Consider the following 26,794-nt stretch of genomic DNA (forward strand, 5'->3'; position numbering starts at 1 on the left):
TTTTCCGAGACCACGCACGATGAACAACCCCAGCACTCCCCTGGCCCTTGCCGCGACCTGGCAGGGCGCGCTGTTCGACGGCGACTGGATCGCCGCGGCCGACACCCTCGAGGTGATCGAACCAGGATCCGGCCAGCCGCTGTATTCGGTCGGCAAGGCCGGGCCGGCCGAGGTCGACGCCGCGGTGGCGAAGGCGCGCGCGGCGCAGCGCGCCTGGGCCGCGACGCCGCCACGCGAGCGTGCCGCGGTGTTCCATCGCGCCGCGGCGATCCTGCAGGAACAGGCGGCCGCGGCCGCGGCGCTGATCGCGCGCGAGACCGGCGGCATCCTGGCCAAGGGCGAGCACGAAGTGCGCGAGGCGATCGTGCTGCTGCAGCGCGCCGCGGCGATGCCGTTGCACGCCAGCGGGCAGGTGCTGCCGAGCGCGCCGGGCCGCTTGAGCCTGGCGCGGCAGCTGCCGTTGGGCGTGATCGGGGTGATCTCCCCGTTCAATTTCCCGCTGGTGCTGTCGTTGCGCTCGGTGGCACCGGCGCTGGCGGTCGGCAACGCGGTGGTGCTCAAGCCCGATCCGCGGACGCCGTATGCCGGCGGCTTCGTCATCGCCGAGGTGCTGGCCGCGGCCGGCCTGCCCAAGGGCCTGCTGCACGTGCTGCCCGGTGGCGCCGATGCCGGCCAGGCGCTGGTCGAGGCGCCCGGCGTGCCGATGATCGCGTTCACCGGTTCCACCGCGGCCGGCCGCAAGATCGGCGAGCTGGCCGGCAGGCACCTGAAGAAGGTCTCGCTGGAACTGGGCGGCAAGAACGCGCTGATCGTGCTGGAGGACGCCGACCTGGAGCGCGCGGTCTCGGCGATCGCGTTCGGCGCCTACTTCCACCAGGGCCAGATCTGCATGGCCACCGGCCGCGTGCTGGTCCAGCGCGGCATCGCCGCCGAGTTGACCCGGCGCCTGGCCGAGAAGGCGCGGCACCTGCCGGTCGGCGATCCGGCCAGCGGTCAGGTCGCGCTCGGGCCGATCATCGACCGGCGCCAGCTGCAGAACGTGGTGGACATCGTCGCCGCCTCGGTGGCGGCCGGCGCGGTGGTCGAGGCCGGCGGCAGTCACGAGGGCCTGTTCTACGCGCCGACCGTGCTGTCCAACGTGCAGCCGGGCATGCGCGCGTTCGAGGAGGAGGTGTTCGGACCGGTCGCCAACATCATCGTGTTCGACAGCGACGACGAGGCGGTGGCGTTGGCCAACCGCACCGAGTACGGCCTGTCGGCGGGAGTGATCTCGGCCTCGGTCGGCCGCGCGCTGGCGATCGGCGAGCGCCTGCACACCGGGTTGCTGCACATCAACGACCAGACCGTGGCCGACGAGGTGGTCAACCCGTTCGGCGGCACCGGCGCCTCCGGCAACGGCACCAGCGTCGGCGGCCCGGCCGACTGGGAGCAGTACACCCACTGGCAGTGGGTCACGATCCAGGATGCGGTGCCGCAGTACCCGTACTGAGCGCCATGCTTAAGCCCCTCTCCCTCCGGGAGAGGGGTTGGGGTGAGGGTCCGGCGCGAAAGCGACCCGCGGATTCAAGTGCACGAGGCTGCGCCCGGACCCTCATCCGCCCCTTCGGGGCACCTTCTCCCGACGGGAGAAGGAACACCCCCCCCATTCTCCCCCCACCGAGGTCGATCCACATGAGCAGCAAACCCGAACACGACACCGTCGCCTATGCCGTCGAGGACGGCGTGGCCTGGGTGAAATTCAACCGCCCGGAGAAGCGCAACGCGATGAGCCCGGCGCTCAACAGCAGGATGCTCGAGGTCCTGGATGAACTCGAATTCCGCGACGACGTGCGCGTGCTGGTGCTGACCGGCGAGGGCAGCGCCTGGACCGCCGGCATGGACCTGCAGGAATACTTCCGCGACACCGAGGCGCACGGCCTGGCCGGCACGCGCAAGGCGCAGCGCGAGAGCTACGGCTGGTGGCGGCGCCTGCGCTGGTACCAGAAGCCGACCATCGCGATGGTCAACGGCTGGTGCTTCGGCGGCGGCTACGGCCCCCTGTTCGCCTGCGACCTGGCCTTCGCCGACGAGGACGCCAAGTTCGGCCTGTCCGAGATCAACTGGGGCATCCTGCCTGGCGGCGGCGCCTCCAAGGTGGCGGCCGAACTGCTGTCGTTCCGGCGCGCGATGTACCACGCGATGCTCGGCGAACCGATCGACGGCCGCACCGCCGCCGACTGGGGCCTGGTCAACGAGGCGCTGCCGGGCGAGCGCCTGCGCGCGCGCGTGGCGGAGGTGGCGCAGGCGCTGTCGAAGAAGAATCCGGTGGCGCTGAAGGCGACCAAGGACGCGGTGCGGCGCGTACGCGAAATGACCTACGAGAACGCCGAGGACTATCTGGTGCGCGCGCAGGAAGCGGCCAACAGCTACGACGACGGCCGCAAGGAAGGGCTGAAGCAGTTCCTGGACGAGAAGAGCTACAAGCCCGGCCTGGGCGCCTACGATCTGTCCCGGCAACGCCGCGACGCCTGAGCACAGCGAGGTCACGATGGATATGAGTACGACTCCCGCCGCGCCGCCGCTGGGCGCGGTGCGGACCCCGGTGCAGCGGCTGCTGGAACCGGCTTCGATCGCCATCGTCGGCGCCTCGCCGACGCCGGGCGCGCTCGGCGCCTCGGTGTTGGGCAATCTCGAACGCAACGGTTATGCCGGACAGATCCACCTGATCAACCCCAAGCGCGAGGAGATCGGCGGGCGGCCGTGCCTGGCGTCGATCGCGCTCCTGCCCGATGGCGTGGACGTGGCGGTGCTGGCCATCCCGCAGCCGGCGGTGCTCGACGCGGTGCGCGCGCTGGCCGCGCGCGGCGTGGGCGCGGCGGTGATCTTCTCCTCCGGTTTCGCCGAGGCCGGCGAGGCGGGCCAGGCGCAGCAGCGCGAGATCGCGCGGATCGCCGCGGCGGCCGGCATGCTGGTCGAAGGCCCCAACTGCCTGGGTTGCATCAACTACCTGGCGCGCATCCCGCTGACCTTCATCGAAGCCGACGTCAGCGCCGAACAGGCCGCGCGCAACCGCGCCGCGCCGGCGATCGGCATCCTCTCGCAGAGCGGGGCGATGATGACGGTGCTCAACACCACGCTGGCCAGCCGCGACCTGCCGCTGTCCTATGCGATCTCCACCGGCAACGAGGCCGCCAGCCACATCGAGGACTACCTCGACTTCCTGCTCGATCACGCCGGCACGCGGGTGATCGCGATGATCGCCGAACAGTTCCGCCAGCCGCGCCGGCTGCTGGCGCTGGCGCGGCGCGCGCGCGCCGCCGGCACGCGGCTGGTGTTGCTGCATCCGGGAAAGAGCAGCGCCGCGCGCGACTCCGCCGCCACCCACACCGGCGCGCTCGCCGGCGACTACCAGGTGATGCGCACGCTGGTCGAACGCGCCGGCGTGGTGCTCGCCGACACCCTCGAAGAACTGGGCGACATCGCCGAGATCGCGCTGCGCTGCCCGCGCCTGCCGGCGGCGGGCACCGCGATCCTGGGCGAGTCGGGCGCGTTCAAGGCGCTGTGCCTGGACCTGTGCGAAGACCTGGGGCTGGACCTGCCGCCCCTGCACGACGGCGATTCCCCGGCGCTGCGCGCGGCCATGCCGGCATTCGTCGCGGTCAGCAATCCGCTTGATCTCACCGCGCAGGGACTGGTCGATCCGGACCTGTACCAGCGCACCTTGGCGGCGTTGTTCGACGACCCGCGCTTCGCCACGATCGTGGTCGGCCTGATCCAGACCGATCCGGTGACCTGCGCGATCAAGCTGCCGCCGGTGCTGCGCGCGGTGCGCGAGCTGCGCCCGCACAAGGCGGTGATCTTCGCCGGCCTCGACGAGGGCGCGGCGCTGCCGGCCGACTATTTGGCGCAGTTGCGCGAAGTGGGCGTGCCGTACTTCCCCAGCAGCGAACGCGCGCTGCGCGCCATCGCGCGCCTGGCGGCGCTGGCCGAGCGCGATTTCGACGAAGCCGCGACGGTGGCGGTGCAGGTCGCGTTGCCGGCGCAGGGCGGGGTGATTCCCGAGCATCGCGCCAAGGCGCTGCTGGCCCCGCTCGGGCTGCCGTTCGCGCGCGGCGAACTGGCCGCCACGCTGCAGCAGGCGCAGGCGGCCGCGGCGCGGATCGGCTATCCGGTGGCGCTGAAGGCGCAGTCGGTCGAGCTGGGCCACAAGAGCGATGTCGGCGGCGTGATCCTCGGCCTCGGCGACGCCGCGGCGCTGGCGGAAGGCTGGGAACGGCTGCACGCCAATCTCGCCCGGCATGCGCCGGATGCGCCGCTGGAGGGCGTGCTGGTCGAGGCGATGGGCGAGCGCGGCATGGAGATGATCGTCGGCGCGCGCCACGATCCGCAGTGGGGGCCGGTGATCCTGGTCGGCTTCGGTGGCGTCGCCGCCGAGGTGCTGCGCGACGTGCGCCTGCTCGCGCCGGACCTGCCGGCGGCGTCGGTGATCGGCGAACTGCAACGGCTCAAGGGCGCGGCGCTGCTGCACGGTCATCGCGGCGCGCCGGCGCTGGACGTGGCCGCGCTGGCGGAGCTGGTGGTGCGGCTGGGCAGCGTGCTGCGCGCCGAACCGCGGATCCGCGAGATCGACCTCAATCCGGTGATCGTCTATCCGCAAGGGCGCGGCGTGCTCGCGCTGGATGCGCTGATGCTGATCGACTGATCCGGCCACCTGGCCGCCTTTCCACCACGACCCCAGACCTGGAGCGAGCGATGCAAGCCGATCCTTTCGACCCCTCGCGCCTGGCGCCCGACGTCCTCACGGCGCTGGCGACTATGGCTGCCGCTGCGGACGGCAAGCCGCCGTTGCATACCTTGCCGATGCCGGCGATGCGCCGCGCCTACCGCGAAATCACCACGGTGCTCGGCGGCGATGCGTGGCCGATGCGGGAGGTGCGCGACCTGCAGGCCGACGGGCCGCTCGGGCCGATTCCGTTGCGGCGCTATCTGCCCGCGGCGGCCGCGGCGCCGTCTGCGGCCATCGTGTACCTGCATGGCGGCGGCTGGATCCTGGGCGACCTGGACAGCCACGACAAGGTCTGCCGACGCCTGGCGCATGCCGCCGGCTGTGCGGTGATCGCGGTGGACTACCGCTTGGCCCCGGAGCATCCGGCGCCCGCCGGTCCCGAGGACGTGCTGGCGGCGATCCGTTGGCTGCACGCGCACGCCGCGGAACTGGCGCTGGATCCGGCACGCCTCGCGGTGGCCGGCGACAGCGCTGGCGGCGGTCTGGCCGCCATGGCCTGCCAGGCGTTGCGCGGCAGCGCGGTGGCCTTGCGCGCGCAGGTGCTGTTCTATCCGGGGACCGACCTGTCGCCCGGCGGCGATGCGTTTCCTTCGCGGCGCAGGAACGGCGCGGTACCGCCGTTGACGTTGGAGCTGATGCAGGCCATGTCCGGTCCGTTCCTGTCCTCGGGCCTGGACCCGCGCGACCCGCGCCTGTCGCCGCTGCAGGCAGCGGACGTGTCCGGATTGCCGCCGGCGCTGGTGTTCACCGCCGAATGCGATGCGCTGCTCGACGACGGCCGCCTGTATGCCGATGCATTGCGCACCGCGGGCGTACCGGTGGAGTACGTCGAACTGCCCGGCATGGTCCACGGCTTCATCGAGATGGCGGGCGTGTTGCCGGCTGCGGTGCAGGCGATCGAGCGTAGCGGCGCGTTCCTGCGCGAGCGCCTGGCTTGAGCGATGCGGGCAGGCCGATCCCGATCGCGCCGATAGGCAGCGCCCGGCAGCGCGGGCGTTCCTAGCGCGTTGCCGGCGCGCCGACGCCGCCCTGCTGCGCGCGGCGGAACGCATTCGGCGAACAGCCGGCATTGCGGGCGAAATAGCGGCTGAAATAGGCCGCGTCGGCGAACCCCAGCCAGGTGGCGATCTGCTGCACGCTCAGCGAGGTGTAGACCAGGCTGCGCTGCGCCTCCAGCATCACCCGCCGCTGCAGCAACTGCAGCGGCGCGGCGTTGGCATGCTGCCGGCACACCGCGCCGAGGTGGCTGGCGCTGAGGCCCAACTGGTCGGCATAGCGCTGCAGCGGCCAGTGTTCGCGATAGTGCCGGTCCACCAGCGCCAGGAAGCCGCGGACATGCTCGCTGCCGCGGTCGTGGCCGCTGTCCGCACCCGGCGCGGGTTGCTGCAGCACGCGCCGCGCGGTCCACACCAGCAACTGGCCGGCCAGCGCGTGCAGCATCGGCACCCGGCCTTCGCGGCGGTGCGCGTGTTCGGTGGCGAGTCCGGCGAAGCAGGCGTCGAGCATGGCGCGGTCGCGGCCGACGTCCAGGCAGGCAGGTCGCGCCAGCGCCTGCGCCATCTGCGGCCACTGCGCGTGCCAGGCCTGCAGCAGCGCGGAGGACAGGGTGACGATGTGGCCGCGGATGCGGCGATGGAAATCGAAGCCGTGCACGTACAGCGGCGGCATCCACACCAGCGCGGCCCGATCCACCCGCTGGCTGCGCCCGTCGATATGGATCCCGGCCGGGCCGCTCTGCACGTACAGCAATTGCGACAGATCGTGGTGCCGGTGCGGCCGGATCCGCCAGCCGTGCAGGCGGCTGCGCGCCGCGATCGACTCCCAGTGCAGCGCATCGGCCGCGGTGGCGTCGCCGGTTTCGCCGTACAGGCGGAACGCGGGGACGGGTTGGGCCTGAACGGGTGGTTCGGTGATCGCAGCCATCGGCGAAAAGTGCAGGAAATTCTCCGGTTAGTCCATTGGAATCGCGCAACGGCGCGAGAAGACTGGCGAAAAGTACCGCCATGCCGGTTTCGGAGAACGTATGAAGACGTCAGTCGCCATCATCGGTGCAGGCCCCGCCGGGCTGTTGCTGGGCCAGTTGCTGCTGCGCCAGGGCATCGACACCCTCGTCATCGAGCGGCGTTCGCCGCAGTACGTGCTCTCGCGCATCCGCGCCGGGGTGCTGGAGCAGGGCACGGTCGAGCTGCTGCGCGCGGCCGGTGCCGACGCCAGGCTGCAGCGCGAGGGGGTGGTCCACCATGGCTTCGAGCTGGTGCTGGACGGCCACCGCGAGCGCATCGACCTGGGCAGCTCCGGCGGCGCGGGCGCGGTCACCATCTACGGCCAGACCGAGGTCACCCGCGACCTGATGCAGGCGCGGGCCGAGGCCGGCGGGGTCAGCGTCTACGAGGCCGAGGACGTGACCTTGCATGGGGTGGACGGCGAGCATCCGTGGGTGGAGTACGTGCAGCACGGCGAGCGGGTGCGGGTGGAGTGCGACTACATCGCAGGGTGCGACGGGTTCCATGGCGTCAGCCGCGCGTCGATCCCGGCCGGGGTGCTGCGCGAGTACGAGCGGGTGTATCCGTTCGGTTGGCTCGGGGTGCTGGCCGATACCGCGCCGGTCAACGAAGAGTTGATCTATGCGCGGCATGCGCGCGGGTTCGCGCTGTGTTCGATGCGCTCGCCTACGCGCACCCGCTATTACGTGCAGGTGCCGGCCGGCGAGCGTGTGGAGGACTGGTCGGATGCGCGCTTCTGGGACGAGTTGCGCGCGCGCCTGCCGGACGCGGTGGCGGCGCGCCTGCGCACCGGGCCGTCGATCGAGAAGAGCATCGCGCCGTTGCGCAGTTATGTGGTGGAGCCGATGCAGTATGGCCGGCTGTTCCTGGCCGGCGATGCGGCGCATATCGTGCCGCCGACCGGGGCCAAGGGTTTGAATCTGGCGGCGGGCGACGTGGGGCTGTTGGCGTCGTTGTTCGCGCAGGCGCGGGAGCGGGGCGACGCTGCGCCGTTGCTGCGCTATTCGGAATTGGCGTTGAAGCGGGTATGGAAGGCGGTGCGTTTTTCGTGGTGGATGACGACGATGTTGCACCACTTCCCGGACGAGGATGCGTTCGAACGGCGCTTGCATGAGGCGGAGTTGGACTATCTGCTGGGTAGCGCCGAGGGGCGGGCGACGATTGCGGAGAACTATGCGGGGTTGCCGCTGGAGACGGGGGCGGCGTTGGGTTAGTTGGGTCGGCCGAGTGTGCTGCCGGATGGCGCTGGCCTATCGTTTCCTACGTCCCCTGTAGGAGCGGCTTCAGCCGCGACGAACGAAGCCTCACCACGGCCGATCTCGTTCACTGCGGGTGCCGGATCACTTTTGATCCGGATGCTGTTTGGCGTCTTGTGGTCATAGCTGAAGCCATCGTTAGAGCTGGAGCTATAGCTGGAGCTGGAGCAAAGAGCGACGGCAAAGGCTTTCGCCTTGCGGCGAGTCACTTTTCTTTGCTTGTGCAAAGAAAAGTAACCAAAAGAAAGCACACCCCGCAGCGCGCCCTCCGCGCTGCGCGCTCCGGGTCCGCAGCCCCGACGGGCATTTTTCGATGGCACATCCATGTGCCAACGAAAAACGTCGCGCATCCTGCGCGCCGCCCTTCGGGTATTCGCCCGCCGGGTCTGCCGCGCTGAGGGGGCCCGGAAGATCAAAAGCACAGCAGCAACAGCAATAGCAACAGCAGGAGCAGGAGCAGGAGCAGGAGCAAGAGCAACTGCCCGGTAAGGACAAGCGCGACGGTGGAAGTAACGGCGCTAGCGCGCTCTTAGCCCCTCTCCCATCGGGAGAGGGGTTGGGGTGAGGGTACGGGCGAAGCCTCGTGCTGCCTTCATCGCACAAAGCTGTGCGCGTGCCCTCACTCCATTCCTGCGGGGTGCCCTGTGAGGTGCTGCAGCTTGGTCGCTTGCGCGCGACGCGCGCTCACAGCGCGTCGACGCGGTAGCCGGTGTCGATGCTGATGCTGCCGCCCAGGGCGCGCGAGACGCAGGCGCAGAGTTTGCGGTTCTCGCGGCGCTGTTCGTCGCTGAAGAAGACGTCGCGATGGTCCAGGCCGGCGTCGGCGTCGAGCACGTCCACCTGGCACAGGCCGCATTCGCCGCGGCGGCATTCGGCCATCATGTCCACGCCGGCCGCCTGCAGGGCGTCGAGCATCGATTCGTTCTCCGCCACCGGGACCTCCAGGCCCAGGGCCGGCAGCCGCACCACGAACGGGCGCGCTGGCGCGTTGCCGCTGTTGCCGAAGGTCTCGAAGTGCAGCCGCGCGCGCGAGCGGCCGGCGGCGTGCCAGTGGCGGCGCACCGCGTCGAGCATGCCCAGCGGGCCGCACACGTAGATCTCGGCGGTGGGGGAGAGCCTGGCGATCTCGGCTTCCAGGTCGGGTGCGCCCCGCTCGTCGTCGCAATGCACGTGCAGGCGCTCGCCGAGCGTGTCCTGCAGTTGCGCCACGTAGGCCATCGCGCTGCGCGAGCGGCCCACGTAGAGCAGGCGGAACGCGGGATGCCGCTGCGCCAGCCGTTGCGCCATGCCCAGGATCGGGGTGATGCCGATGCCGCCGGCCACCAGCAGGATCTCCGCGGCGCGCTCGTCGAGCGCGAAGTTGTTGCTGGGCGCGGAGGTCTCGATGCTGTCGCCGGGCGCCAGCGTCCACATGTGCCGCGAGCCGCCGCGGCTGTCCGGCATCGCGCGGACGGCGATCAGATAGCGGCCATCGGCGCGGGGCTCGCCGACCAGCGAGTAGGAACGAATGTCCTCGCGCCCGTGCAGGCGCAGGCGAAAATCGAGGTGGCTGCCGACCGTGAACGGACGCGCATGCGCGCCGGGGTCGAGCAGGAGTTCGCGCACGCCGTCGCAGGCATCGGCGACGGCGACCACGCGGGCCGGGTACCACTGGGTTTCCTTGCGCATGGCGGGGTCCAGGTGGGGAGGAAGAAGAGCGCCGGGCTGGCGCTGCGGGTGCCGACGGCGGCCGGCGCCGGCGTGGTTCGACTCAGGCGCTGCCACCACGGCTGCGCGCCCGCGCGTCTGGCGGGTTCGGCTGGATCAGCCCGCCGCCGTGCACCCGTCCGATCGCCTGGTCGCGCAGGGCATAGCCGAAATTGCGCTGGGCCAGGCGGGCGTGCTCGCGCATCAGCGCTTCGGCGCGCGCGCCCTGGCGCTGCGCGATCGCTTCGACCACCTGCCGGTGCTGGTCCTGCGCCAGGGTCAGGATCAGGCGCGCTTCCGGCACCGCCACCTGGGCCATCACGAAGCCGTTGGGCGAGGCGAACGGCAGCTGCACGGTGCGCGCGAACTCGCGCGCCAGCAGGTCGCTGCCCGCCATCGCGATCAGCAAGGCATGCAGCTGTTCGTTGTACTGCACGTAGTTGGCGAAGTCGTCCTCGCCCAGCTCCGAGGCGAGGACCGCATCGAGTCGCTCCAGCAGCGCGTGCGCCTGCTGCAGCTCGGCGACGCTGGCGCCGCGTTCGGCGGCCAGGCGCGCGGCCAGCCCTTCCAGGGTGCCGCGCAGTTCGATCGCATCGTGCACGTCGCGTTCGCTGAACGCCTTGACCGCGTAGCCGCCGCCGGGCAGGGCGGTGGCCAGGCCTTCTTCGCACAGGCGTTGCAGCGCCGCGCGCACCGGCGTGCGCGAGACGCCCAGGCGTTCGACCACCGCCAGTTCGGACAGGCGTTCGCCCGGCGCCAGGGCGCCGCCGAGGATCAGGTCGCGCAGTTCCAGCAGCGCGCGGGTGGTCTGGGCGGCGCTGGAGCGGAAGGGAGGCGTGGCGTGCATGGCGTTCCGGTGGTGGGTGGGACGGTCAGCCGACCATGCGCAGATCCAGGTCGCGGCTGCGCTGCTCGCGCGCGACCATGCGCTCGATCAGCCGCCGCGCCCACATCCCGCCGGCATCGACGTTGAGGTTGTAGAACGCGTGGTCCGGATGCGCGTCGATCGCGCGCTGCTGCGCTTCCAGGATCACCTCGTCCTCGCCGAACACGCCGGTCACGCCCTCGCGCAGCAGCGTGGTCATCGACTGCTCGTGCAGCGAGTGGTTGCGCATGAACGCCCAGAAGTAGTGGCAACTGCCGTCGGTCTCGGGGGTGATGGTGTTGAGCACGTAGCCGTTCACGCCCTGGCTGCGGTCGCCTTCCGGCGCGCCGCTGCCGGCGACCGCCACGCCGACGTCGATGGCGATGGTGCACGGCGCCTCGAAGCGGATGATCTGCCAGCGGTCGACCTTGCCGCGGTAGCCCAGCGCGTGCTCGATCTGCCGCGCCCAGAACGGCGGCGGGTCGATGTCGCGCATCCAGCGCGAGACGGTGACGCTGCGCTCGCCGTGCACCACCTCGAACGGCGCCTCGGCCACCGCGTCCTGGCCGATGCTGGAGCCGTGCACGAAGGTCTCGTGGGTCAGGTCCATCAGGTTGTCCAGCACCAGCCGGTAATCGCACTTGACCTGGATGGTGCGGCCATCGCCGGCCCAGGCCGGGTCGCTGTTCCAGTGCAGGTCGGGGATCAGCGCCGGGTCGGCCAGCGCCGCGTCGCCGGGCCAGATCCACACGTAACGGTGCTTCTCGGCGACCGGGAAGCTGCGCACGCAGGCCGCGGGGTTGATCGTCTCCTGCGAGGGCATGTGCACGCAGCGGCCCAGCGCATCGTAGACCAGGCCGTGGTAGCCGCAGACCACGTCGTCGCCGCGCAGCTTGCCCATCGACAGCGGCACCAGCCGGTGCCAGCAGGCATCCTCCAGCGCCACCAGCGCGCCGGCGCCGGTGCGGTAGAGCACGATGTCGAGGTTGCAGGCCTTGCGCGGCAGCAGGGCGTGGCGGACCTCGTGGTCCCAGGCGATGGCGTACCAGGCGTTGAGAGGGTAGCGGGGAGTCGGGTCGGACATGGCGGGTCCTGTATACATTTGGCGGCGTACCGATCTGGGCACGGCGGGTAAATTGCGCTCTTGCTCGTTTTTTTCGGGTTAAAAAAAGCGGATGCCGACGTTTTGTATACATTGACCCGTGTCCGTGCACGCCGCGGTGCAGCATCGAAAATGTTCGATTATCGATTTACATGGCCGGTAATCGAATTGACCGCGTGAAGCGCCGGGCCTAACGTGTGGCTCTGTCCGGCGACGCGACGAGGGCTGCGTGCAGCCTCCATCGATGCGCCGGGGCTTCGATCAATCAGGCACCACGGCGGACGCCGCCGTTGCGCCCCCCGCGGGAGACAGCACCGATGTCGGCAATCCTCTATCGCCCCGTGACCGGCCCGCAGCCTGTCGCCGGGCACGGCCCCGCAGGAGCGGCGGCATGATCGACAAGACCGTCGCCTCGTTCGCAGCGGCCGTGGCCGACATCCACGACGGCGCCACGGTGATGATCGGCGGCTTCGGCAGCGCCGGCATGCCCGACGAACTGATCGATGCATTGATCGCGCAAGGCGCGCGCGCGCTGACCATCGTCAACAACAACGCCGGCAACGGCGACACCGGGCTGGCCGCGCTGATCCGGCACAAGCGCGTCCGCAAGATCGTTTGCTCGTTCCCGCGGCAGAGCGACTCGCAGCATTTCGATGCGGCCTACCGCGCCGGCGAGATCGAGTTGGAACTGGTGCCGCAGGGCAACCTGGCCGCGCGCATCCATGCCGCCGGCAACGGCCTGGGTGCGATCTTCACCCCGACCGGTTACGGCACCGAACTGGCCACGGGCAAGGAGACGCGCGAGATCGATGGCCGGCACTACGTGCTCGAATATCCGATCCGCGCCGACTTCGCGCTGATCAAGGCGTATCGGGGCGACCGCTGGGGCAACCTGGTATACCGCAAGACCGCGCGCAATTTCGGTCCGTTGATGGCGATGGCCGCCGACTGCACCATCGTGCAGGTCGGCGAAGTGGTGGCGCTCGGCGCGCTGGATCCGGAAGCGGTGGTCACCCCGGGCATCTTCGTGCAACGCGTGGTCGCCGCCGGAGACGCCGCATGAACCGTTTGAGCCGCGACCAGATCGCCGCGCGCGTGGCGCGCGATATCGGCGAAGGCGCCTACGTCAATCTCGGCATCGGCCTGCCGACCCTGGTGGCCAACTTCCTGCCTGCCGACAAGGAGATCTTCCTGCATTCGGAGAACGGCGTGCTCGGCATGGGCCCGGTGCCAGCGCCCGGCGAGGAGGATCCGGACCTGATCAACGCCGGCAAGCAGCCGGTGACGCTGCTGACCGGCGGCTGCTATTTCCATCATGCCGATTCGTTCGCGATGATGCGCAGCGGACGCCTGGACGTGTGCGTGCTCGGCGCATTCCAGGTCTCGGTGCATGGCGACCTGGCCAACTGGAGCACCGGCGCGCCGGACGCGATCCCCGCGGTGGGCGGCGCGATGGACCTGGCGATCGGCGCCAAGGACGTGTTCGTGATGATGGACCTGCTGACCAAGAACGGCGACAGCAAGCTGGTCGCCGAGTGCACCTATCCGCTGACCGGCCTGCGCTGCGTCTCGCGCGTCTACACCGACCTGGGCGTGTTCGCGGTCGGCAAGCACGGCGCCGCTGTCATCGAGCTGGTCGACGGCGTGTCGCTGGACGAACTGCAACGCCTGACCGGCCTGTCGCTGACGATGGAGAAAGCGCAATGAGCGACGTGTTCATCATCGATGGCATCCGCACCCCGATCGGCCGCTACGGCGGCGCGCTGGCCGGCGTACGCGCCGACGACCTCGGCGCGGTGCCGATCAAGGCGCTGCTGGCGCGGCATCCGCAGCTGGACCCGGCGCTGGTCGACGACGTCTATCTCGGTTGCGCCAACCAGGCCGGCGAGGACAATCGCAACGTCGCGCGGATGAGCCTGTTGCTGGCCGGGCTGCCGTCCAGCGTGCCCGGCAGCACCGTCAACCGCCTGTGCGGCTCGGGGCTGGACGCGGTCGGCACGGTCGCGCGCGGCATCCGTGCCGGCGAGTTGGGGCTGGCGATCGCCGGCGGCGTGGAGTCGATGTCGCGCGCCCCCTACGTGATGGGCAAGGCCGCCACGCCGTTCGCGCGCGAGCAGCGCATCGAGGACACCACGATGGGCTGGCGTTTCGTCAATCCGCAAATGCAGCGGCTGTACGGCGTGGAGCTGATGGGCGAAACCGCGGAGAACGTCGCCGCGCGCTACGCCATCTCGCGCGAGGACCAGGACGCGTTCGCGCTGCGCAGCCAGCAACGCACCGCCGCCGCGCAGGCGGCCGGTTTCTTCGACGGCGAACTCGTGCCGGTGACGGCGCCGGGCGGCAAGCGCGGCGAGACCGTCGAGGTCGCGCGCGACGAGCATCCGCGCGCGGACACCAGCGCCGAGGCGTTGGCGCGGCTGAAGCCGATCTTCCGCCAGCCGGGCACGGTCACCGCCGGCAACGCCTCGGGCATCAACGATGGCGCGGCGGCGCTGCTGCTGGCCTCGGCCGCGCAGGTGCAGGCGCTGGGCCTGACCCCGCGGGCGCGCGTGCTCGGCTTTGCTTCGGCTGGCGTGGAGCCGGCCTACATGGGCATCGGCCCGGTGCCGGCCACGCGCAAGTTGCTGGCGCGGCTCGGCGCTACGATCGAGGACTTCGATGCGATCGAATTGAACGAAGCCTTCGCCGCGCAGGGGCTGGCGTGCCTGCGCGAACTGGGCGTCGCCGACGATGCCGCGCACGTCAATGCCAACGGCGGCGCGATCGCGCTCGGCCATCCGCTGGGCATGAGCGGCGCGCGCCTGGCGCTGACCCTGCTGCGCCAGCTCGAGGCCAGCGGCGGCCGCCGCGGCCTGGCGACGATGTGCATCGGCGTCGGCCAGGGCGTGGCGCTGGCGATCGAGCGGGTCTGAGCGACTATCTTGTAGCCGCGGCGTTGCAGGCATGAAGCGGCTCCTGCGCGAGCAACGAACACGCAACAGGCTCCATGCGGAGCCACCGGAAGGAGCAAGATGAGCGATTCCACCAACGACGCGCTGCTCGGCTATCGCAAGCCGTATCCGGGCACGCAGCCGGCGTACATCCATCCTGCCTACGCCTCGACCGTGCGCCGCGGCCCCAGCCGCGACCCGATCGCGATCCCGGCGACGCTGTCGGAAATCACCGGACCCACGCTGGACCGGATCACCCTGGGCGCGCACGCCGCCGATCTCACCGCCGGCTTTCCCGGCGAGCCGCTGGGCGAGCGCATCGTCGTCTCCGGCCGCGTGCTCGACGAGAACGGCCAGCCGGTGCGCGACAGCGTGGTCGAGGTCTGGCAGTGCAATGCCGCCGGGCGCTACCTGCACGCCGGCGACCAGCACGATGCGCCGCTGGACCCCAACTTCACCGGCACCGGCCAGGTGCTGACCGACGAACACGGCCGCTACCGCTTCAAGACCATCAAGCCCGGCGCCTATCCGTGGCGCAACCACTACAACGCCTGGCGTCCGGCGCACATCCACTTTTCGCTGCACGGCGAGGGCATCGGCCAGCGCCTGGTCACGCAGATGTACTTCCCCGGCGACCCGCTGCTGGCCTACGACCCGATCTTCAATTGCGTGGACGACGACAAGGCCAAGGCGCGGATGGTGTCGGCGTTCGACTGGGAGAACGCGATCAGCGAATACGCGCTGGCCTACCGGTTCGACATCGTGCTGCGCGGCCGCAAGCAGACCGTCTGGGAGTGACACCATGAGTTTTCAGGCAACCCCTTCGCAAACCGTCGGCCCGTACTACCGCCTGGGCCTGGAGCCGCTGTACCGCACCGAGATCGCGCCGGCCGCGGCGCGCGGCGAGCGCGTGCAGGTGAGCGGCACGGTGTTCGATGGCGCCGGCGTGCCGGTCGCCGATGCGGTGCTGGAGATCTGGCAGGCCGACGCCGCCGGCATCTACGCGCATCGCGACGACCCGCGCCGCGACGATCACGATCCGGCGTTCCACGGCTGGGGCCGCGTGCCGACCGACGCGCATGGCCGTTTCTCCTTCAGCACGATCAAGCCGGGTACGGTGGCCGGGCCCAAGGGTGCGCCGCAGGCGCCGCACCTGGTGGTGCTGGTGTTCATGCGCGGCTTGTTGCGCGGCGCGTCCACCCGGCTGTACTTCGCCGATGCCGCCAGCAACGATGAAGACCCGATCCTGGCGCTGGTGCCGCCGCAACGGCGCGGCACGCTGCTGGCCCAGCGCACCGCGCCGGGGCACTACGCCTGGGACGTGCGCATGCAGGGCGAGCAGGAGACCGTGTTTTTCAGCTACTGAGCGCCCGCTTTGTGTAGGAGCGGCTTCAGCCGCGACCGGGGCTTTCCTGGTAACCCCCGGTCGCGGCTGAAGCCGTTCCTGCAGACAGGCGACAGCGGCGGCGGGTGCAGTCCGCGCATCCCGTCATCGCGTTGGCGCTACCCTTGGCCGGCCCGATGCGCCGGCACGACCCGCAGAGACGTCATCCATGAGTTCCAGCCTTTCCCTGCTCAGCCCCTTGTTCGGCGACCCCGACATCGATGCGCTGTTCGACGATACCGCGCGGTTGCAGGGCATGCTCGATTTCGAGGCCGCGCTGGCGCTGGCCGAGGCGCGCTGCGGGGTGATTCCGGATGCGGCGGTCGCGCCGATCCAGGCGGCCTGCCAGGCGCAGCGGTACGACCTGGCCGCGCTCGGCCAGGCCACCGCGCTGGCCGGCAACCCGGCTATCCCGCTGGTCAAGGCGCTGACCGCGCAGGTCGAGGCGACCGATGCGTCCGCCGCGCGCTGGGTGCATTGGGGCGCCACCAGCCAGGACGCGATCGACACCGGCAGCGTGCTGCAGCTGCGCGCCGCGCTGGATGCGCTGCAGCCGAAGCTGGCGGCGCTGTGCGATGCCGTGCATGCGCTCGCTCAGCGCGAGCGCGACACCGGTTTGCCTGGCCGCACGCTGCTGCAGCAGGCGGTGCCGGTGACGTTCGGACTCAAGGCCGCCGGCTGGCTGGATGCGCTGCAGCGCGCGCAGCGCCGCTTGCAGGCGCTGCGCGAGGACGCGCTGGTGCTGCAGTTCGGCGGCGCCGCCGGCACCCTGGCCTCGTTGCAGACGCAAGGGCTGGCGGTGGCGCAAGCCCTGGCGCAGGCGCTGCGGCTGCCGCTGCCGGCGCTGCCCTGGCATGCCGCGCGCGACCGCATCGTCGAGATCGGCAGCGCGTTCGCGCTGCTGGCCGGAACCCTGGGCAAGATCGCCACCGACATCGTGCTGCTGATGCAGTCGGAAGTGGCCGAGGCCTTCGAGCCGGCCGCGTCCGGCAAGGGCGGCTCCTCGGCGATGCCGCACAAGCGCAACCCGGTGGGCTGCGTGGCCGCCATCGCCGCGGCCACGCGCGTGCCCGGCCTGGTGTCCACGCTGTACGCGGCATTGCCGCAGCCGCACGAACGCGCCGCCGGGCAGTGGCATGCCGAGTGGGAAACGGTGCCGGAGATCGTGCGCCTGAGCGCCGGTAGCCTGGCGCAGATGCGCAGCGTCATCGAGGGCCTGGAACTGGACCGCGCGCGCATGCGCACGCACCTGGACAGCCATGGCGGCTTGCTCTACGCCGAGGCGGTGTCGGTCGCGCTCGCCGCCACCTTGGGCAAGGCCGCCGCGCACGCGTTGGTGGAGGAGTCCGCGCGCCACGCACTGCAGCACGGCCGTCACCTGCGCGAGGTGCTGGCGGCCGACACGCGGGTGACCGCGGTGTTGGATGAGGACCGGCTGCAGGCGCTGTTCGCCGCCGACAGCTGGCGCGGCATGGCCGATGTCTGGATCGACCGCGTGCTCGCCAACGGCTGAGCCTGTGCAACTGGATTCCGCGGAGCCGCCATGCCGTTTCTCGATCTGCCCAGCCATCGCCTGCACTACCGCCTCGACGGCAGCGCCGGCAAGCCGTGGCTGACCTTCTGCAATTCGCTGGGCACCGACCTGCACATGTGGGACGCGCAGATCGACGCACTGGCGCCGCACTACCGCCTGCTGCGCTACGACCGTCGCGGACATGGCGGCTCCGGCGTGCCGGCCGGCCCCTATCGCGTGGACGATCTCGGCGGCGACGTGCTGGCGCTGTGGGATGCGCTGCGGATCGAACGCAGCCATTTCTGCGGGCTGTCGATCGGCGGCCTGACCGGGCAGTGGCTGGGCCTGCACGCCGGCGCACGCCTGGAGCGCCTGGTGGTGAGCGCCACGGCGCAGAAGATCGGCAGCGAGGACAGTTGGCGCGCACGCATCGCGCAGGTGCAGGCCGAGGGCCTGACTGCACTGGCGGCGGCGACGCGCGAGCGCTGGTTCACCCCGGCCTTCGCCGCGCGGTGTCCGCAGCGGCTGGACGAGATCATCGCCACCTTCCTCGCCACCTCGCCCGAAGGCTATGCGGCATGCTGCCACGCCGTGGCCAGCGCCGACTTCCGTGGCCGACTCGGCGCGCTGGCGGTGCCGCTGCTGGCGATCGCCGGCGACGACGATCCGGTGTGCCCGCCGCAGGGCCTGCGCGAGATCGCCGCTGCGGTGCAGGACGGCCGCGCTGCGCAGGTGCCTGGCCGCCACATCTGCAATGTGGAGTCCGCGCAGGCGTTCAACCAATGCCTGATCGAGTTTCTGCAGGCTTCCTAGCACGCAGTCCGCTCCGCAGCTTGCCGATAACCCGCCGTCCAGCGAACCCGACGCTGCATTCTCCCGCCATCACAACGGAAACCCCATGGACGAAAAACAACGCTACGACGCCGGACTGCAGGTCCGCAAAGCCGTACTCGGCGAAGACCACGTGGAACGCTCGCTGGCCGCGCGCACCGACTTCACCAGCGAGTTCCAGGAGTTCATCACCCGCACCGCCTGGGGCACGGTCTGGACCCGCGACGGCCTGCCGCGCCACACGCGTTCGCTGCTGACCCTGGCGATGATGGTCGCGCTCGGCCACGACGAGGAATTCAAGCTGCATGTACGCGCCGCGCGCAACAACGGCGTGAGTGCGGACGAGATCAAGGAAGTGCTGCTGCAGGCGGCGATCTACTGCGGCGTGCCCGCGGCCAACCACGCCTTCGCGCTGGCGAAGCCGATCCTGGAAGAGCAGGCGGCCGAGGGCTGAGGGCGGCGGCGCTGGCGTCGCGCTGCTCGCATCGCGTGGCCGATCTTGTAGGAGCGACTTCAGTCGCGACAGGCCTTCCCGGTAACGCCTGTCGCGACTGAAGTCGCTCCTACAGGACGGCGCGGACGCCAAAGACACCCACACCGAAACGCTTCAACGGCGCTGGATGCGGATCACCAACGTGGTGTCCTGCAGCAGCGATACCGCGCGGGTCGGCGTATCGGCGCTACGCAGGCACGCGGGGGACCCTGCCGAGACCCTGGATTCCAGTTCCGGGAAATCGGCCAGCACCTGTTCGCGCTCCATGATCCGGCCGCCGCGTTGTTCGCAGCTGTGCATCAACGCTGCCGCCAGCGACTCTGGCAGCCGATACCCCTGCGACACGGCGATGCCCTCTCCCAGCAGCCCCTCCTCGCGCGTCTTCCACGCCGGGCGCATGGCGTCGGGCATGTCGAAGCCGGCGATGTGTTCGATGCGCTCGCGCAACGCGCGGGAAGCCCTGCCGCCACTGACGAACATGGCCATGACGATCAGCGCCAGCGAGCCGAACACGATCCAGCGCGCCCGTGGCGTCTTCGGGTCCACGCGAAATCCGAAGAACGTGATGCCGCCTTCCTCGCTCATTCCTGCTCCTGCTGTCGCCCGCTTGGCGCCGTGCATGATGGGCCGGTTCCGCCGCGTTCCGCCAGCGTTGCGGCACTTCGTCGGCCGGCGCGACGGCACGGATGGCCGTGGCAAGATGCAGGCCGATGTGGCGCAGGCGCTGGCCGCCGATCCGGTGCGCACGGACTGGCGTGCGCAGGAGCAGTTCGCGTGACGGCCCGAGCAGGTCGCGGATGTGCCGGTGCTGGTGCTGCGCGGCGTCGACGATCCGCTTGCCACGCAGGCGGAAAACGCGCATCTGTACCAGCGCCTGCGCGGCAGGGACCGCAGCCGGGTCACGCTGCCGCACGCCGACCATGTGGCGCACGTCGAGGACGCGCATGCGGCGTGGGTGGAGGCGGTGGTCGGCTACCTGCGCCGGCCGCGCCGAGCGCGACACGGGCGCGGTGGCCCGACGGATCGAACGGTGCGGCGATGGGGGCCGTGTAGCGAACGCAGGCGCGCGCTCAGCTGAGCAAGCCGCCCAGCCGCTGCGCGGCGTCCCTCAGCGGCGGCAGCAGCTGCGTCTGCATCGCCTGCAGGGTCACGCGGCCGGCCTGGGTGCCGATGTTGAGCGCGGCGATGACCTCGCCGCGGCGGTTGCGCACCGGCACCGCGATCGAGCGCAGGCCGATCTCCAGTTCCTGGTCGATCAGCGAGACATCCTCGCGGCGCACGCGCGCCAGCGTCTCCAGGAACTCGCGCTGGCCGGTGACGGTACGTTCGGTGCGCGGGCGCAGCGGATTGCGTTCCAGGTAGCTCTCCAGGGTGTCGTGCGGCAGCGCCGCCAGCAGCACCCGGCCCATCGAGGTGCAGTAGGCCGGCAGCCGACTGCCGGCGCGCAGGCCGATCGACATGATGCGCACGGTCTCGGCGCGGGCGATGTACAGCAGGTCGTCGCCGTCGAGCACGCCCAGCGAGCAGGATTCGTGCACCGCGTCGCGCAGTGCGTCCAGCACCGGCTGCGCGGCGGCGGTCATCGACGAGGACGCCACGTAGGCGCCGCCGATGCCCAGCACGCGCGGCAGCAGCACGTAGCCGCGGCCCTGTTCGCCGACGTAGCCGAGCTTGCCCAGGGTGTAGAGCACGCGCCGTACCGCCGCGCGCGAGATCCCGGTCTCGGTGCTGATCTGCGACATGGTGACCTCGCGCGCGTGTAGCGCGAACACGCTGAGCACGGCCAGGCCGCGCGCCAGCGAGGTCATGAAGTCCGGGTCGCCTTGCAGCCCATCGATCTGCTGCATCAGCTCGTGGGTGAGCCCGCGCTCGGCGGGCGGCGAACCGGCGCCGGCCTTGCGCCGGCCTGCGGAAGCGGGGGAATCGGCCATCAGGTGAGCGTGCAATCCATCGGATACCCCGTCATGGTAAGCGCTGCACGGCCGCCTGCGTGGCGGCCGTGTTCCCGGTAGCAGCGGAACCGGCGCGCGCCGGCCGGTTCCGGGCGGGTCTCAGTGCTTGCCGGGCAAGGCGTAGGCGATCACGTAGTCGCCGCGGTCCGGCGACTGCCGCGCGCCGCCGGCGGTGACCACGATGTACTGGCGGCCGCTCCTGGGCGAAACGTAGGTCATCGGCGTGCCCTGGCTGCCGACCGGCAGCCGTGCCTTCCACAGTTCCTTGCCGGTGTGGCTGTCGAGGCCGCGCAGGTAGTAGTCCTGGGTGCCGGCGAAGAACAGCAGGCCGGACTGGGTGGCCAGCGCGCCGCCCAGGGTCGGCATGCCGATCGGGATCGGCAGGCGCATCTTGATGCCGAGCGGGCCGGTGTCCTGCACCGTGCCGACCGGTACCTGCCAGACCAGCTTGCGGGTGGCCAGGTCGATCGCCGACAGGGTGCCGTACGGCGGCTTCTGGCACGGGATGCCGAGCTTGGAGACGAAGCGGTCGCGCAGCGAGCCGTACGGGGTGCCGGTCTGCGAGGCCGCGCCCATCTCCACGCCGCCGGCCTTCTGGCTCTCCATCTGCCGGCGCGGGATCAGCTTCGTCCACAGGCCGATGCGCATGTCGTTGACGAACAGGTAGCCGGTGGTCGGGTCCAGCGCGGCGCTGCCCCAGTTCATGCCGCCCAGCGAGCCCGGCCACTGCAGCGCCAGGTCCTCGCCCGGCGGGGTGTACATGCCGTCGTAGCGCATCTGCCTGAACTGGATGCGGCACAGCATCTGATCGATCGGGGTGGCGCCCCACATGTCGGCTTCGGTCAGTTTTGCGGTGCCGATCTGCGGCATGCCGGTGGACAGCGGCTGGGTCGCCGCGTAGCGCTCGCCGTCGGCCTTGCCCTGCGGTGCGGCCACCTCCTGGACCTGCGCCAGCGGCTGGCCGGTAGCGCGATCGAGCATGAAGATCTGCCCGGCCTTGGTCACCTGCAGCAGCGCGGGCACGGTGCCGCCCTTGCCGTCGGGCACGTCGGCCAGGGTCGGCTGCGCCGGCAGGTCGTAGTCCCACAGGTCGTGGCGCACGGTCTGGTAGTGCCAGCGCACGCGCCCGGTCGCGACCTCCAACGCCACGATCGAGGAACTGTACTTGTCGTCCTGCGGCGTGCGCTCGCCGCCCCAGGCATCCGGGGTGGTGTTGCCGGTGGGCAGGTAGATCAGGCCCAGCGCCGGATCGTAGGCCATCGAGGTCCACACGTTCGGGGTGGCGCGGGTGTAGTGGATGTTCGGATCCAGCGGAGTGTCCGGGGTTTCCTTGGCCAGGTCCCACGCCCACACCAGCTTGCCGCTGCGCACGTCGAAGGCGCGGACCACGCCCGAGGGCTCGCCGACCTCGATGTTGTCGGCCACGCGGCCGCCGACCACGATCAGGTTGCCGGCGATCAGCGGCGCCGCGGTCAGGGTGTAGAAGCCGGGCTTGACCTCGCCCATGCCGGCCTTGAGGTCGACCACGCCGTCCTGGCCGAAGTCGGTGCAGGGCGTGCCGGTCTGCGCGTCGAGCGCGAACAGGCGCGCATCGACCGTGTTCATCAGGATGCGGCGGCGGCACAGCGCCGGTGTCGCCGCTGGCGCTGCAGCAGCGGGCGCCGGCATCAGGTTGTCGCCGGCGGCCGCGGTTGCGGTCGCTGCGCTGTCTGCGTCGTAGTAGCCCAGGCCGCGGCAGCGTTGCCAGTTCGGCGCGGTGGCCTTGGGGTCGAACGACCAGCGCTTCTGTCCGCTGTCGGCATCCAGCGCGAACACCTGGTTGTGCGGGGTGCAGACGTACACGGTGTCGCCGATCTGCAGCGGCGTGGCCTGGTCCTCGGCGCCGAAGCCGTTGCTGGTCGGCACGTCGCCGGTGCGGGTGGTCCACGCCACCTGCAACTGGCCGATGTTGTCGCGGTTGATCTGGTCCAGCGCGGCGAAGCGGGTGCCGGCCACGGTGTTGCCCCAGTGCATCCAGTCCTTCTGCTCGGTGCCCGGCGCCACCGGCGTGACCGGCGCATCGGCGCTGGCCTGCACGACCGGGCGCGGCACGAAGGCATAGCCCGCGGTAGCGGCCAGGCCGACCACCAGCAGCGCGGACAGCGCATAGGCGCCGCGCCCGGCCGGCTGCCGGCGGCTGCGGCGCAGGGTCGGCCACAGCAGGGCCACCAACAGCGCCAGCACCGCCGGCGCGACCAGGCGCGAGACCAGCGGCCAGAACGCCAGTCCCACTTCCCACAGCGCCCACACCAGCGTGCCGACGAAGGCCGCGGCGTACAGCGCGGCGCCGGCGGGCCGGCGCGCGATCACCAGGATGCCGGCGGCCAGCGTGGCCAGCCCCATCAGCAGGAAGTACCAGCTGCCGCCCTCCGTCGCCAGGCGCAGGCCGCCGACCAACAGCACGCCGCCGATCAGCACCAGCAACAGGCCGACCACCCAAAGCAGTCCGCGGCCCAGGACCGAGACATCCGATTGCGTATTCACGTTGCGTATTCCTCTGCAGACTCCGTGACCGCGCGCGGTTGCGCGACGGCGGTGTGCCCGGGCGTTCCGTCAGACGGCTAGGGAAACGGACGGGTCCTGACCGCAGCGGAAGGCGTCTTCCGTGGCCTGCCGCTGCGCCGGGAAACGCGACGGCGACACCAGCGCGCCGCCGTCCTGGCGGGCGGCACCGACGACGGTGCATTCCGAGAGGTCTGGTCGATTATCGCACCGATGTGCGAATTTGGCACCGGTCGCGGCGAGGCGCCGATCGGCGTGCGGCAGATCGACCGACGGCTGGGGCGAGTGCGAGGGCGGCGAGGCGCAGATGGCGGTGGAACGCAGCGGCGTGGACGGCCGGTGGACCCATGCGGGCGGCAACGCATGCGCGGACCGCGGCGTCTGCGTGGTGGCCGGGCCGATGCAGGGATGGGTCGATCGCAGTGCGCGCGGGCGCGGCACGGTCGTTCACGCGCCACCGGGATCCGCATCGGGCCGCCGCGTCCGGATCTGTGAAGAGCCGGCCCTGCTGCGGCGTGCCGCGTCTGCGGCCACGTTCCGGCGAGCCCGTCGCGCGAGCTCGCCGGAGGCGCTTGCTACTTCTTCTTTTCTTTCTTGGCCGCGCGCTTTTCCTTCAGCGTCTTGGTCGGCTGCTTCTTGTCGCTCTTCTTCTGATCCATGCCCTTGCTCATGACACCCTCTGGACGATTGCACTGTGGATTGCCGACTGCGGCCGCCGTGGCGGCGATCGCGGGTGCCACTTTACTCCGCTGGCGGCCGGCCATGCCGCAGTTGTCGACCGGCATGCACGCAAGGTTGGGCCATAATCGTGTTTTCCCCCAAGGTGCCCCGCGTCCGATGAAAACCCCCCAGGGCCTGCAGCCGCTGATCGAGGATGGCGTCATCGACAGCGTGCTGCGCCCACTCAAGAGTGGCAAGGAGGCCGCCGTGTACGTGGTCCAGGCCGGCGCCGAGGTGCTGTGCGCCAAGGTCTACAAGGACATGGCGCAGCGCAGCTTCCAGGCGCGCGTGCAGTACCAGGAGGGCCGCAAGGTGCGCGGCAGCCGCCAGGCGCGGGCGATGGGCAAGGCGACCAAGTTCGGCCGCCGCGAGCAGGAAGCCGCGTGGAAGGACACCGAGGCCAACACCCTGTACCAGCTGGTGGACGCCGGCGTGCACGTGCCGCAGCCGCGCGGCTACTTCCACGGCGTGCTGCTGATGGACCTGGTCACCGACGCCGACGGGCAGAGCGCGCCGCGGCTGGGCGAAGTGGAGCTGGAGCCGGAGCAGGCGCGTGCGTTCCACATGCAATTGATCGGCGACGTGGTGAAGATGCTGTGCCTGGGCCTGGTGCACGGCGACCTGTCCGAATACAACGTGCTGGTCGCCGCCGAGGGCCCGGTGGTGATCGACTTCCCGCAGGTGGTCAGCGCCGCCGGCAACAACGCCGCGCGCGACATGCTGCTGCGCGACGTGCACAACCTGCGCGACTGCCTCGGCCGCTTCGCCCCGGAGCTCAACGAAACCCATTACGGCGAAGAGATGTGGGCGCTGTACGAGAAGGGCGAACTGCGCCCGGACAGCGCGCTCAGCGGCCGCTTCGTCTTCGACACCCGCCGCGCCGACGTGCGCGCGGTGCGCGACTCGATCGAGGACGCGCGGCAGGAAGCGATCATCCGCCAGCAGGGCCGCGAGGCCGCAGCGGACGAGGACTGAGTCGCGCGGCAGCGCGTCCTGCACGACGCGCTGCCGAAAAAACATTCCTCGCTGCTGCGCCGATCGCCGCAGCGCGCCGTCGATCGCATCGGTGGCTCCTTCACTGTCGCATCCCTGTCATTTCCGCATCGCCACGCGTGTTCGCCAGGGCGTGTCATCGATTCTCCGACAGGTTGCGTTGGCGCTGACAGATACAAGCCGCACGCCTGCTCTTGCGCGCGCTGGCGTGTCGCCCCGGCTCACTTCTTCCATCTCTCCTTTCCATGCACGCGCAAGGTGGTGCGTGTTGCTCGGGATCGAGGGTGCGTCTTGGTATCGGCAGCGAATGGCGCTGCCATCGACGAGCGCAACAGCGCGCCCGGCAACGGGTTGGAAACGTGCCGCAAACGCGACGCGGCGACCGGAATATCGGTATCCCGATGCGATACCAACGTATCGCCCGCAATACGAATCTTTCGTCAATCTTTCTGCGCGCACGCGCAAGTTGTAGTGGCAGCTGACTGCGGTTTTCGTGCGGATATATCGCGGGAATACATTTCGTGTAGCGTTGCGCGCTTCGATCTTCCCACCCCCACGATTTGACCCTCATGCTCGACGCTTTCGCCGCGCCTCGTTGTTTCATTCTCTGTGGTTCCGTTGTCGCGCTCGCGATGGCGGCGGGGTGTTCGTCCGCGCCGCAACCGCCGCCGCCGATCAAGGTCGGCACGCTCGCGCTGACCCCGCACAGCTTGCCGGTGGAGCAGTCGCTGCCCGGGCGCACCGTGGCCTACGAAGTCTCCGACGTGCGACCGCAGGTCAACGGTCTGCTGCGGCAACGGCTGTTCACCGAAGGCCAGGAAGTCCAGGCCGGGCAGGTGCTGTACCAGATCGATCCTGCGCCGTACCAGGCCGCCTACGACACGGCGCGCGGGCAGCTCGCGCAGGCCCAGGCCGCCGTGGTCGCGGCGCGTCCCAAGGCCGCGCGCTACCGCACCCTGGTCGAACAGGACGCGGCCAGCAAACAGGACGCCGACGACGCGCAGGCCGCCTTGCAGGAAGCCGAAGCCAACGTGGTGGCAGCACAGGCGTCGTTGCAGGCGGCGCGCATCAATCTCGACTACACCCGGGTGACGGCGCCGATCTCCGGCACCATCGGCAGCTCGGCCTATACCGCCGGCGCGCTGGTGACCGCGCAGCAGGATGCGGCGCTGGCCAAGATCCAGCGGCTGGACCCGATCTACCTGGACGTGAGCCAGTCCAGCACGCAGATGCTGGCCTTGCGCGAGCGGCTCGATGCCGGCCAGATCAAGGCGGCCGACGGCAAGATCTCGGTGCGGGTACGCCTGGAGGACGGCAGCTTCTATCCGCATCCGGGCACGCTGGAGTTCGTCGGCACCTCGGTCGATCCTGGCACCGGCGGGGTCACCCTGCGCGTGGTCGTGCCCAATCCGCAGCATCTGCTGCTGCCCGGCATGTACCTGCGCGCGCTGTTGCCGCTGGCCAGCGACCCGAATGCGATCCTGGTGCCGCAGCAGGCGGTGACCCGCGATGCCAAGGGCGATCCGCTGGTGAAGCTGCTCGGTGCGCACAACCGGGTCGAGGAGCGCCGCATCCGCACCGGCGACGCGGTCGGCCACGACTGGGTGGTGCAGGCCGGACTCAAGCCGGGCGAACGGCTGATCGTGGTCAACGGCAGCCGCGCCGAGATCGGCAAACCGGTCGTGCCGTATGCAGTCAGCGCCGCGCAGCTCGAGGCCGCGTCCGCGGTGCCGGGCGACGCCCAGGCCGACTGAGGAGCT

The 26,794-nt window shown here is 70.6% G+C and carries 23 protein-coding genes and 1 pseudogene; 16 read left to right on the top strand and 8 right to left on the bottom strand.

The features are described from left to right. The first annotated feature begins 19 nt into the window (after window positions 1–19). The 4 genes from AB8810_RS02425 to AB8810_RS02440 all read left to right on the top strand — a co-directional run bounded on the left by AB8810_RS02425 (window position 20) and on the right by AB8810_RS02440 (window position 5,703). Window positions 20–1,489, top strand: coding sequence for a benzaldehyde dehydrogenase (locus AB8810_RS02425; protein WP_179570955.1), 1,470 nt, complete (start codon window positions 20–22; stop codon window positions 1,487–1,489). A gap of 182 nt (window positions 1,490–1,671) precedes the next feature. Beyond that, window positions 1,672–2,511 (top strand): p-hydroxycinnamoyl CoA hydratase/lyase, encoded by an 840-nt coding sequence (locus AB8810_RS02430; protein ID WP_369915471.1) that lies wholly within the window; start codon window positions 1,672–1,674, stop codon window positions 2,509–2,511. A 22-nt stretch (window positions 2,512–2,533) separates the two neighbouring features. Continuing rightward, window positions 2,534–4,681 (top strand): acetate--CoA ligase family protein, encoded by a 2,148-nt coding sequence (locus AB8810_RS02435; RefSeq protein WP_369915472.1) that lies wholly within the window; start codon window positions 2,534–2,536, stop codon window positions 4,679–4,681. Window positions 4,682–4,731: 50 nt separating this feature from the next. Beyond that, window positions 4,732–5,703 carry an alpha/beta hydrolase gene (locus AB8810_RS02440; protein WP_179570952.1) on the top strand — a complete coding sequence of 324 codons (972 nt, stop codon included), beginning with the start codon at window positions 4,732–4,734 and terminating at the stop codon, window positions 5,701–5,703. 61 nt (window positions 5,704–5,764) lie between these two features. Here the strand turns inward: AB8810_RS02440 and AB8810_RS02445 are convergent, their stop codons facing one another. Further along, complete coding sequence (locus AB8810_RS02445) at window positions 5,765–6,688, bottom strand: helix-turn-helix domain-containing protein (RefSeq protein ID WP_369915473.1); 924 nt, start codon at window positions 6,686–6,688, stop codon at window positions 5,765–5,767. Between the two features lie 100 nt (window positions 6,689–6,788). On the opposite strand from AB8810_RS02445, the gene pobA reads away from it, so the two are divergent. Further along, complete coding sequence (gene pobA / locus AB8810_RS02450) at window positions 6,789–7,982, top strand: 4-hydroxybenzoate 3-monooxygenase (RefSeq protein ID WP_369915474.1); 1,194 nt, start codon at window positions 6,789–6,791, stop codon at window positions 7,980–7,982. A 726-nt stretch (window positions 7,983–8,708) separates the two neighbouring features. Here the strand turns inward: pobA and AB8810_RS02455 are convergent. The 3 genes from AB8810_RS02455 to AB8810_RS02465 all read right to left on the bottom strand — a co-directional run bounded on the left by AB8810_RS02455 (window position 8,709) and on the right by AB8810_RS02465 (window position 11,659). Beyond that, window positions 8,709–9,692 carry a 2Fe-2S iron-sulfur cluster-binding protein gene (locus tag AB8810_RS02455; protein ID WP_369915475.1) on the bottom strand — a complete coding sequence of 328 codons (984 nt, stop codon included), beginning with the start codon at window positions 9,690–9,692 and terminating at the stop codon, window positions 8,709–8,711. Between the two features lie 82 nt (window positions 9,693–9,774). Continuing rightward, the gene (locus AB8810_RS02460) at window positions 9,775–10,557 is read right to left on the bottom strand and encodes a GntR family transcriptional regulator (protein WP_179570948.1); all 783 of its coding nucleotides are present in this window, start codon (window positions 10,555–10,557) and stop codon (window positions 9,775–9,777) included. A 25-nt stretch (window positions 10,558–10,582) separates the two neighbouring features. Further along, the gene (locus tag AB8810_RS02465; protein WP_369915476.1) at window positions 10,583–11,659 is read right to left on the bottom strand and encodes a Rieske 2Fe-2S domain-containing protein; all 1,077 of its coding nucleotides are present in this window, start codon (window positions 11,657–11,659) and stop codon (window positions 10,583–10,585) included. A gap of 409 nt (window positions 11,660–12,068) precedes the next feature. Here AB8810_RS02465 and AB8810_RS02470 point away from each other — a divergent pair, with 409 nt between their 5' ends. From AB8810_RS02470 to pcaC, 8 genes are all read left to right on the top strand, one after another. Then, the gene (locus AB8810_RS02470; protein ID WP_191825837.1) at window positions 12,069–12,740 is read left to right on the top strand and encodes a 3-oxoacid CoA-transferase subunit A; all 672 of its coding nucleotides are present in this window, start codon (window positions 12,069–12,071) and stop codon (window positions 12,738–12,740) included. Then, window positions 12,737–13,384, top strand: a complete 648-nt coding sequence (locus AB8810_RS02475; protein ID WP_369915477.1) for a 3-oxoacid CoA-transferase subunit B — start codon at window positions 12,737–12,739, stop codon at window positions 13,382–13,384. Before AB8810_RS02470 ends, AB8810_RS02475 begins: the two co-directional genes overlap by 4 nt. Beyond that, the gene (gene pcaF / locus AB8810_RS02480; RefSeq protein ID WP_369915478.1) at window positions 13,381–14,589 is read left to right on the top strand and encodes a 3-oxoadipyl-CoA thiolase; all 1,209 of its coding nucleotides are present in this window, start codon (window positions 13,381–13,383) and stop codon (window positions 14,587–14,589) included. Before AB8810_RS02475 ends, pcaF begins: the two co-directional genes overlap by 4 nt. Before the next feature lie 99 nt (window positions 14,590–14,688). Further along, a complete protein-coding gene (gene pcaH, locus AB8810_RS02485; protein ID WP_179570943.1) occupies window positions 14,689–15,405 on the top strand; it encodes a protocatechuate 3,4-dioxygenase subunit beta in 717 nt (238 codons plus the stop codon). A gap of 4 nt (window positions 15,406–15,409) precedes the next feature. Continuing rightward, a complete protein-coding gene (gene pcaG, locus AB8810_RS02490) occupies window positions 15,410–15,973 on the top strand; it encodes a protocatechuate 3,4-dioxygenase subunit alpha (RefSeq protein WP_369915479.1) in 564 nt (187 codons plus the stop codon). A gap of 187 nt (window positions 15,974–16,160) precedes the next feature. Beyond that, window positions 16,161–17,504: a 3-carboxy-cis,cis-muconate cycloisomerase gene (locus tag AB8810_RS02495; RefSeq protein WP_179570941.1), complete on the top strand. Its 1,344-nt coding sequence runs from the start codon at window positions 16,161–16,163 to the stop codon at window positions 17,502–17,504. A 30-nt stretch (window positions 17,505–17,534) separates the two neighbouring features. Continuing rightward, window positions 17,535–18,317, top strand: a complete 783-nt coding sequence (gene pcaD / locus AB8810_RS02500; protein ID WP_369915480.1) for a 3-oxoadipate enol-lactonase — start codon at window positions 17,535–17,537, stop codon at window positions 18,315–18,317. A gap of 85 nt (window positions 18,318–18,402) precedes the next feature. After that, the gene (gene pcaC, locus AB8810_RS02505) at window positions 18,403–18,789 is read left to right on the top strand and encodes a 4-carboxymuconolactone decarboxylase (protein WP_191825831.1); all 387 of its coding nucleotides are present in this window, start codon (window positions 18,403–18,405) and stop codon (window positions 18,787–18,789) included. Window positions 18,790–18,942: 153 nt separating this feature from the next. Here the strand turns inward: pcaC and AB8810_RS02510 are convergent, their stop codons facing one another. Further along, a complete protein-coding gene (locus AB8810_RS02510; protein ID WP_369916726.1) occupies window positions 18,943–19,449 on the bottom strand; it encodes a hypothetical protein in 507 nt (168 codons plus the stop codon). Between the two features lie 85 nt (window positions 19,450–19,534). Here AB8810_RS02510 and AB8810_RS02515 point away from each other — a divergent pair. Then, window positions 19,535–19,819 (top strand): annotated as a pseudogene (locus AB8810_RS02515) (alpha/beta hydrolase); the annotation flags it as partial. 79 nt (window positions 19,820–19,898) lie between these two features. On the opposite strand, the gene AB8810_RS02520 reads toward AB8810_RS02515, so the two are convergent. The 3 genes from AB8810_RS02520 to AB8810_RS02530 all read right to left on the bottom strand — a co-directional run bounded on the left by AB8810_RS02520 (window position 19,899) and on the right by AB8810_RS02530 (window position 24,106). Then, window positions 19,899–20,759, bottom strand: coding sequence for an IclR family transcriptional regulator C-terminal domain-containing protein (locus AB8810_RS02520; RefSeq protein WP_179570938.1), 861 nt, complete (start codon window positions 20,757–20,759; stop codon window positions 19,899–19,901). A 120-nt stretch (window positions 20,760–20,879) separates the two neighbouring features. Beyond that, entirely contained in the window at window positions 20,880–23,303 is a 2,424-nt protein-coding gene (locus AB8810_RS02525) for a membrane-bound PQQ-dependent dehydrogenase, glucose/quinate/shikimate family (RefSeq protein WP_369915481.1), read from the bottom strand. Between the two features lie 593 nt (window positions 23,304–23,896). Then, window positions 23,897–24,106 carry a hypothetical protein gene (locus tag AB8810_RS02530; protein ID WP_179570893.1) on the bottom strand — a complete coding sequence of 70 codons (210 nt, stop codon included), beginning with the start codon at window positions 24,104–24,106 and terminating at the stop codon, window positions 23,897–23,899. Between the two features lie 52 nt (window positions 24,107–24,158). Between AB8810_RS02530 and AB8810_RS02535 the strand changes: the two genes are divergently transcribed. Then, window positions 24,159–25,016 (top strand): PA4780 family RIO1-like protein kinase, encoded by an 858-nt coding sequence (locus tag AB8810_RS02535; RefSeq protein ID WP_179570936.1) that lies wholly within the window; start codon window positions 24,159–24,161, stop codon window positions 25,014–25,016. A gap of 587 nt (window positions 25,017–25,603) precedes the next feature. Beyond that, on the top strand, window positions 25,604–26,788 hold the full coding sequence (locus tag AB8810_RS02540; RefSeq protein WP_369915482.1) for an efflux RND transporter periplasmic adaptor subunit: 1,185 nt from the start codon (window positions 25,604–25,606) through the stop codon (window positions 26,786–26,788). Window positions 26,789–26,794: the final 6 nt, after the last annotated feature.

Source organism: Xanthomonas sp. NCPPB 3005 (assembly GCF_041228095.2).
Classification (GTDB): Bacteria; Pseudomonadota; Gammaproteobacteria; order Xanthomonadales; family Xanthomonadaceae; genus Xanthomonas_A; species Xanthomonas_A bonasiae.

Bases quoted from the DNA above. Each gene is read 5' to 3' on its own strand.
- AB8810_RS02425 (WP_179570955.1), top strand. From the start codon at position 20: ATGAACAACCCCAGCACTCCCCTGGCCCTTGCCGCGACCTGGCAGGGC.
- AB8810_RS02430 (WP_369915471.1), top strand. From the start codon at position 1,672: ATGAGCAGCAAACCCGAACACGACACCGTCGCCTATGCCGTCGAGGAC.
- AB8810_RS02435 (WP_369915472.1), top strand. From the start codon at position 2,534: ATGAGTACGACTCCCGCCGCGCCGCCGCTGGGCGCGGTGCGGACCCCG.
- AB8810_RS02440 (WP_179570952.1), top strand. From the start codon at position 4,732: ATGCAAGCCGATCCTTTCGACCCCTCGCGCCTGGCGCCCGACGTCCTC.
- AB8810_RS02445 (WP_369915473.1), bottom strand. From the start codon at position 6,688: ATGGCTGCGATCACCGAACCACCCGTTCAGGCCCAACCCGTCCCCGCG.
- pobA (WP_369915474.1), top strand. From the start codon at position 6,789: ATGAAGACGTCAGTCGCCATCATCGGTGCAGGCCCCGCCGGGCTGTTG.
- AB8810_RS02455 (WP_369915475.1), bottom strand. From the start codon at position 9,692: ATGCGCAAGGAAACCCAGTGGTACCCGGCCCGCGTGGTCGCCGTCGCC.
- AB8810_RS02460 (WP_179570948.1), bottom strand. From the start codon at position 10,557: ATGCACGCCACGCCTCCCTTCCGCTCCAGCGCCGCCCAGACCACCCGC.
- AB8810_RS02465 (WP_369915476.1), bottom strand. From the start codon at position 11,659: ATGTCCGACCCGACTCCCCGCTACCCTCTCAACGCCTGGTACGCCATC.
- AB8810_RS02470 (WP_191825837.1), top strand. From the start codon at position 12,069: ATGATCGACAAGACCGTCGCCTCGTTCGCAGCGGCCGTGGCCGACATC.
- AB8810_RS02475 (WP_369915477.1), top strand. From the start codon at position 12,737: ATGAACCGTTTGAGCCGCGACCAGATCGCCGCGCGCGTGGCGCGCGAT.
- pcaF (WP_369915478.1), top strand. From the start codon at position 13,381: ATGAGCGACGTGTTCATCATCGATGGCATCCGCACCCCGATCGGCCGC.
- pcaH (WP_179570943.1), top strand. From the start codon at position 14,689: ATGAGCGATTCCACCAACGACGCGCTGCTCGGCTATCGCAAGCCGTAT.
- pcaG (WP_369915479.1), top strand. From the start codon at position 15,410: ATGAGTTTTCAGGCAACCCCTTCGCAAACCGTCGGCCCGTACTACCGC.
- AB8810_RS02495 (WP_179570941.1), top strand. From the start codon at position 16,161: ATGAGTTCCAGCCTTTCCCTGCTCAGCCCCTTGTTCGGCGACCCCGAC.
- pcaD (WP_369915480.1), top strand. From the start codon at position 17,535: ATGCCGTTTCTCGATCTGCCCAGCCATCGCCTGCACTACCGCCTCGAC.
- pcaC (WP_191825831.1), top strand. From the start codon at position 18,403: ATGGACGAAAAACAACGCTACGACGCCGGACTGCAGGTCCGCAAAGCC.
- AB8810_RS02510 (WP_369916726.1), bottom strand. From the start codon at position 19,449: ATGCACGGCGCCAAGCGGGCGACAGCAGGAGCAGGAATGAGCGAGGAA.
- AB8810_RS02520 (WP_179570938.1), bottom strand. From the start codon at position 20,759: ATGGCCGATTCCCCCGCTTCCGCAGGCCGGCGCAAGGCCGGCGCCGGT.
- AB8810_RS02530 (WP_179570893.1), bottom strand. From the start codon at position 24,106: ATGCCGGTCGACAACTGCGGCATGGCCGGCCGCCAGCGGAGTAAAGTG.
- AB8810_RS02535 (WP_179570936.1), top strand. From the start codon at position 24,159: ATGAAAACCCCCCAGGGCCTGCAGCCGCTGATCGAGGATGGCGTCATC.
- AB8810_RS02540 (WP_369915482.1), top strand. From the start codon at position 25,604: ATGCTCGACGCTTTCGCCGCGCCTCGTTGTTTCATTCTCTGTGGTTCC.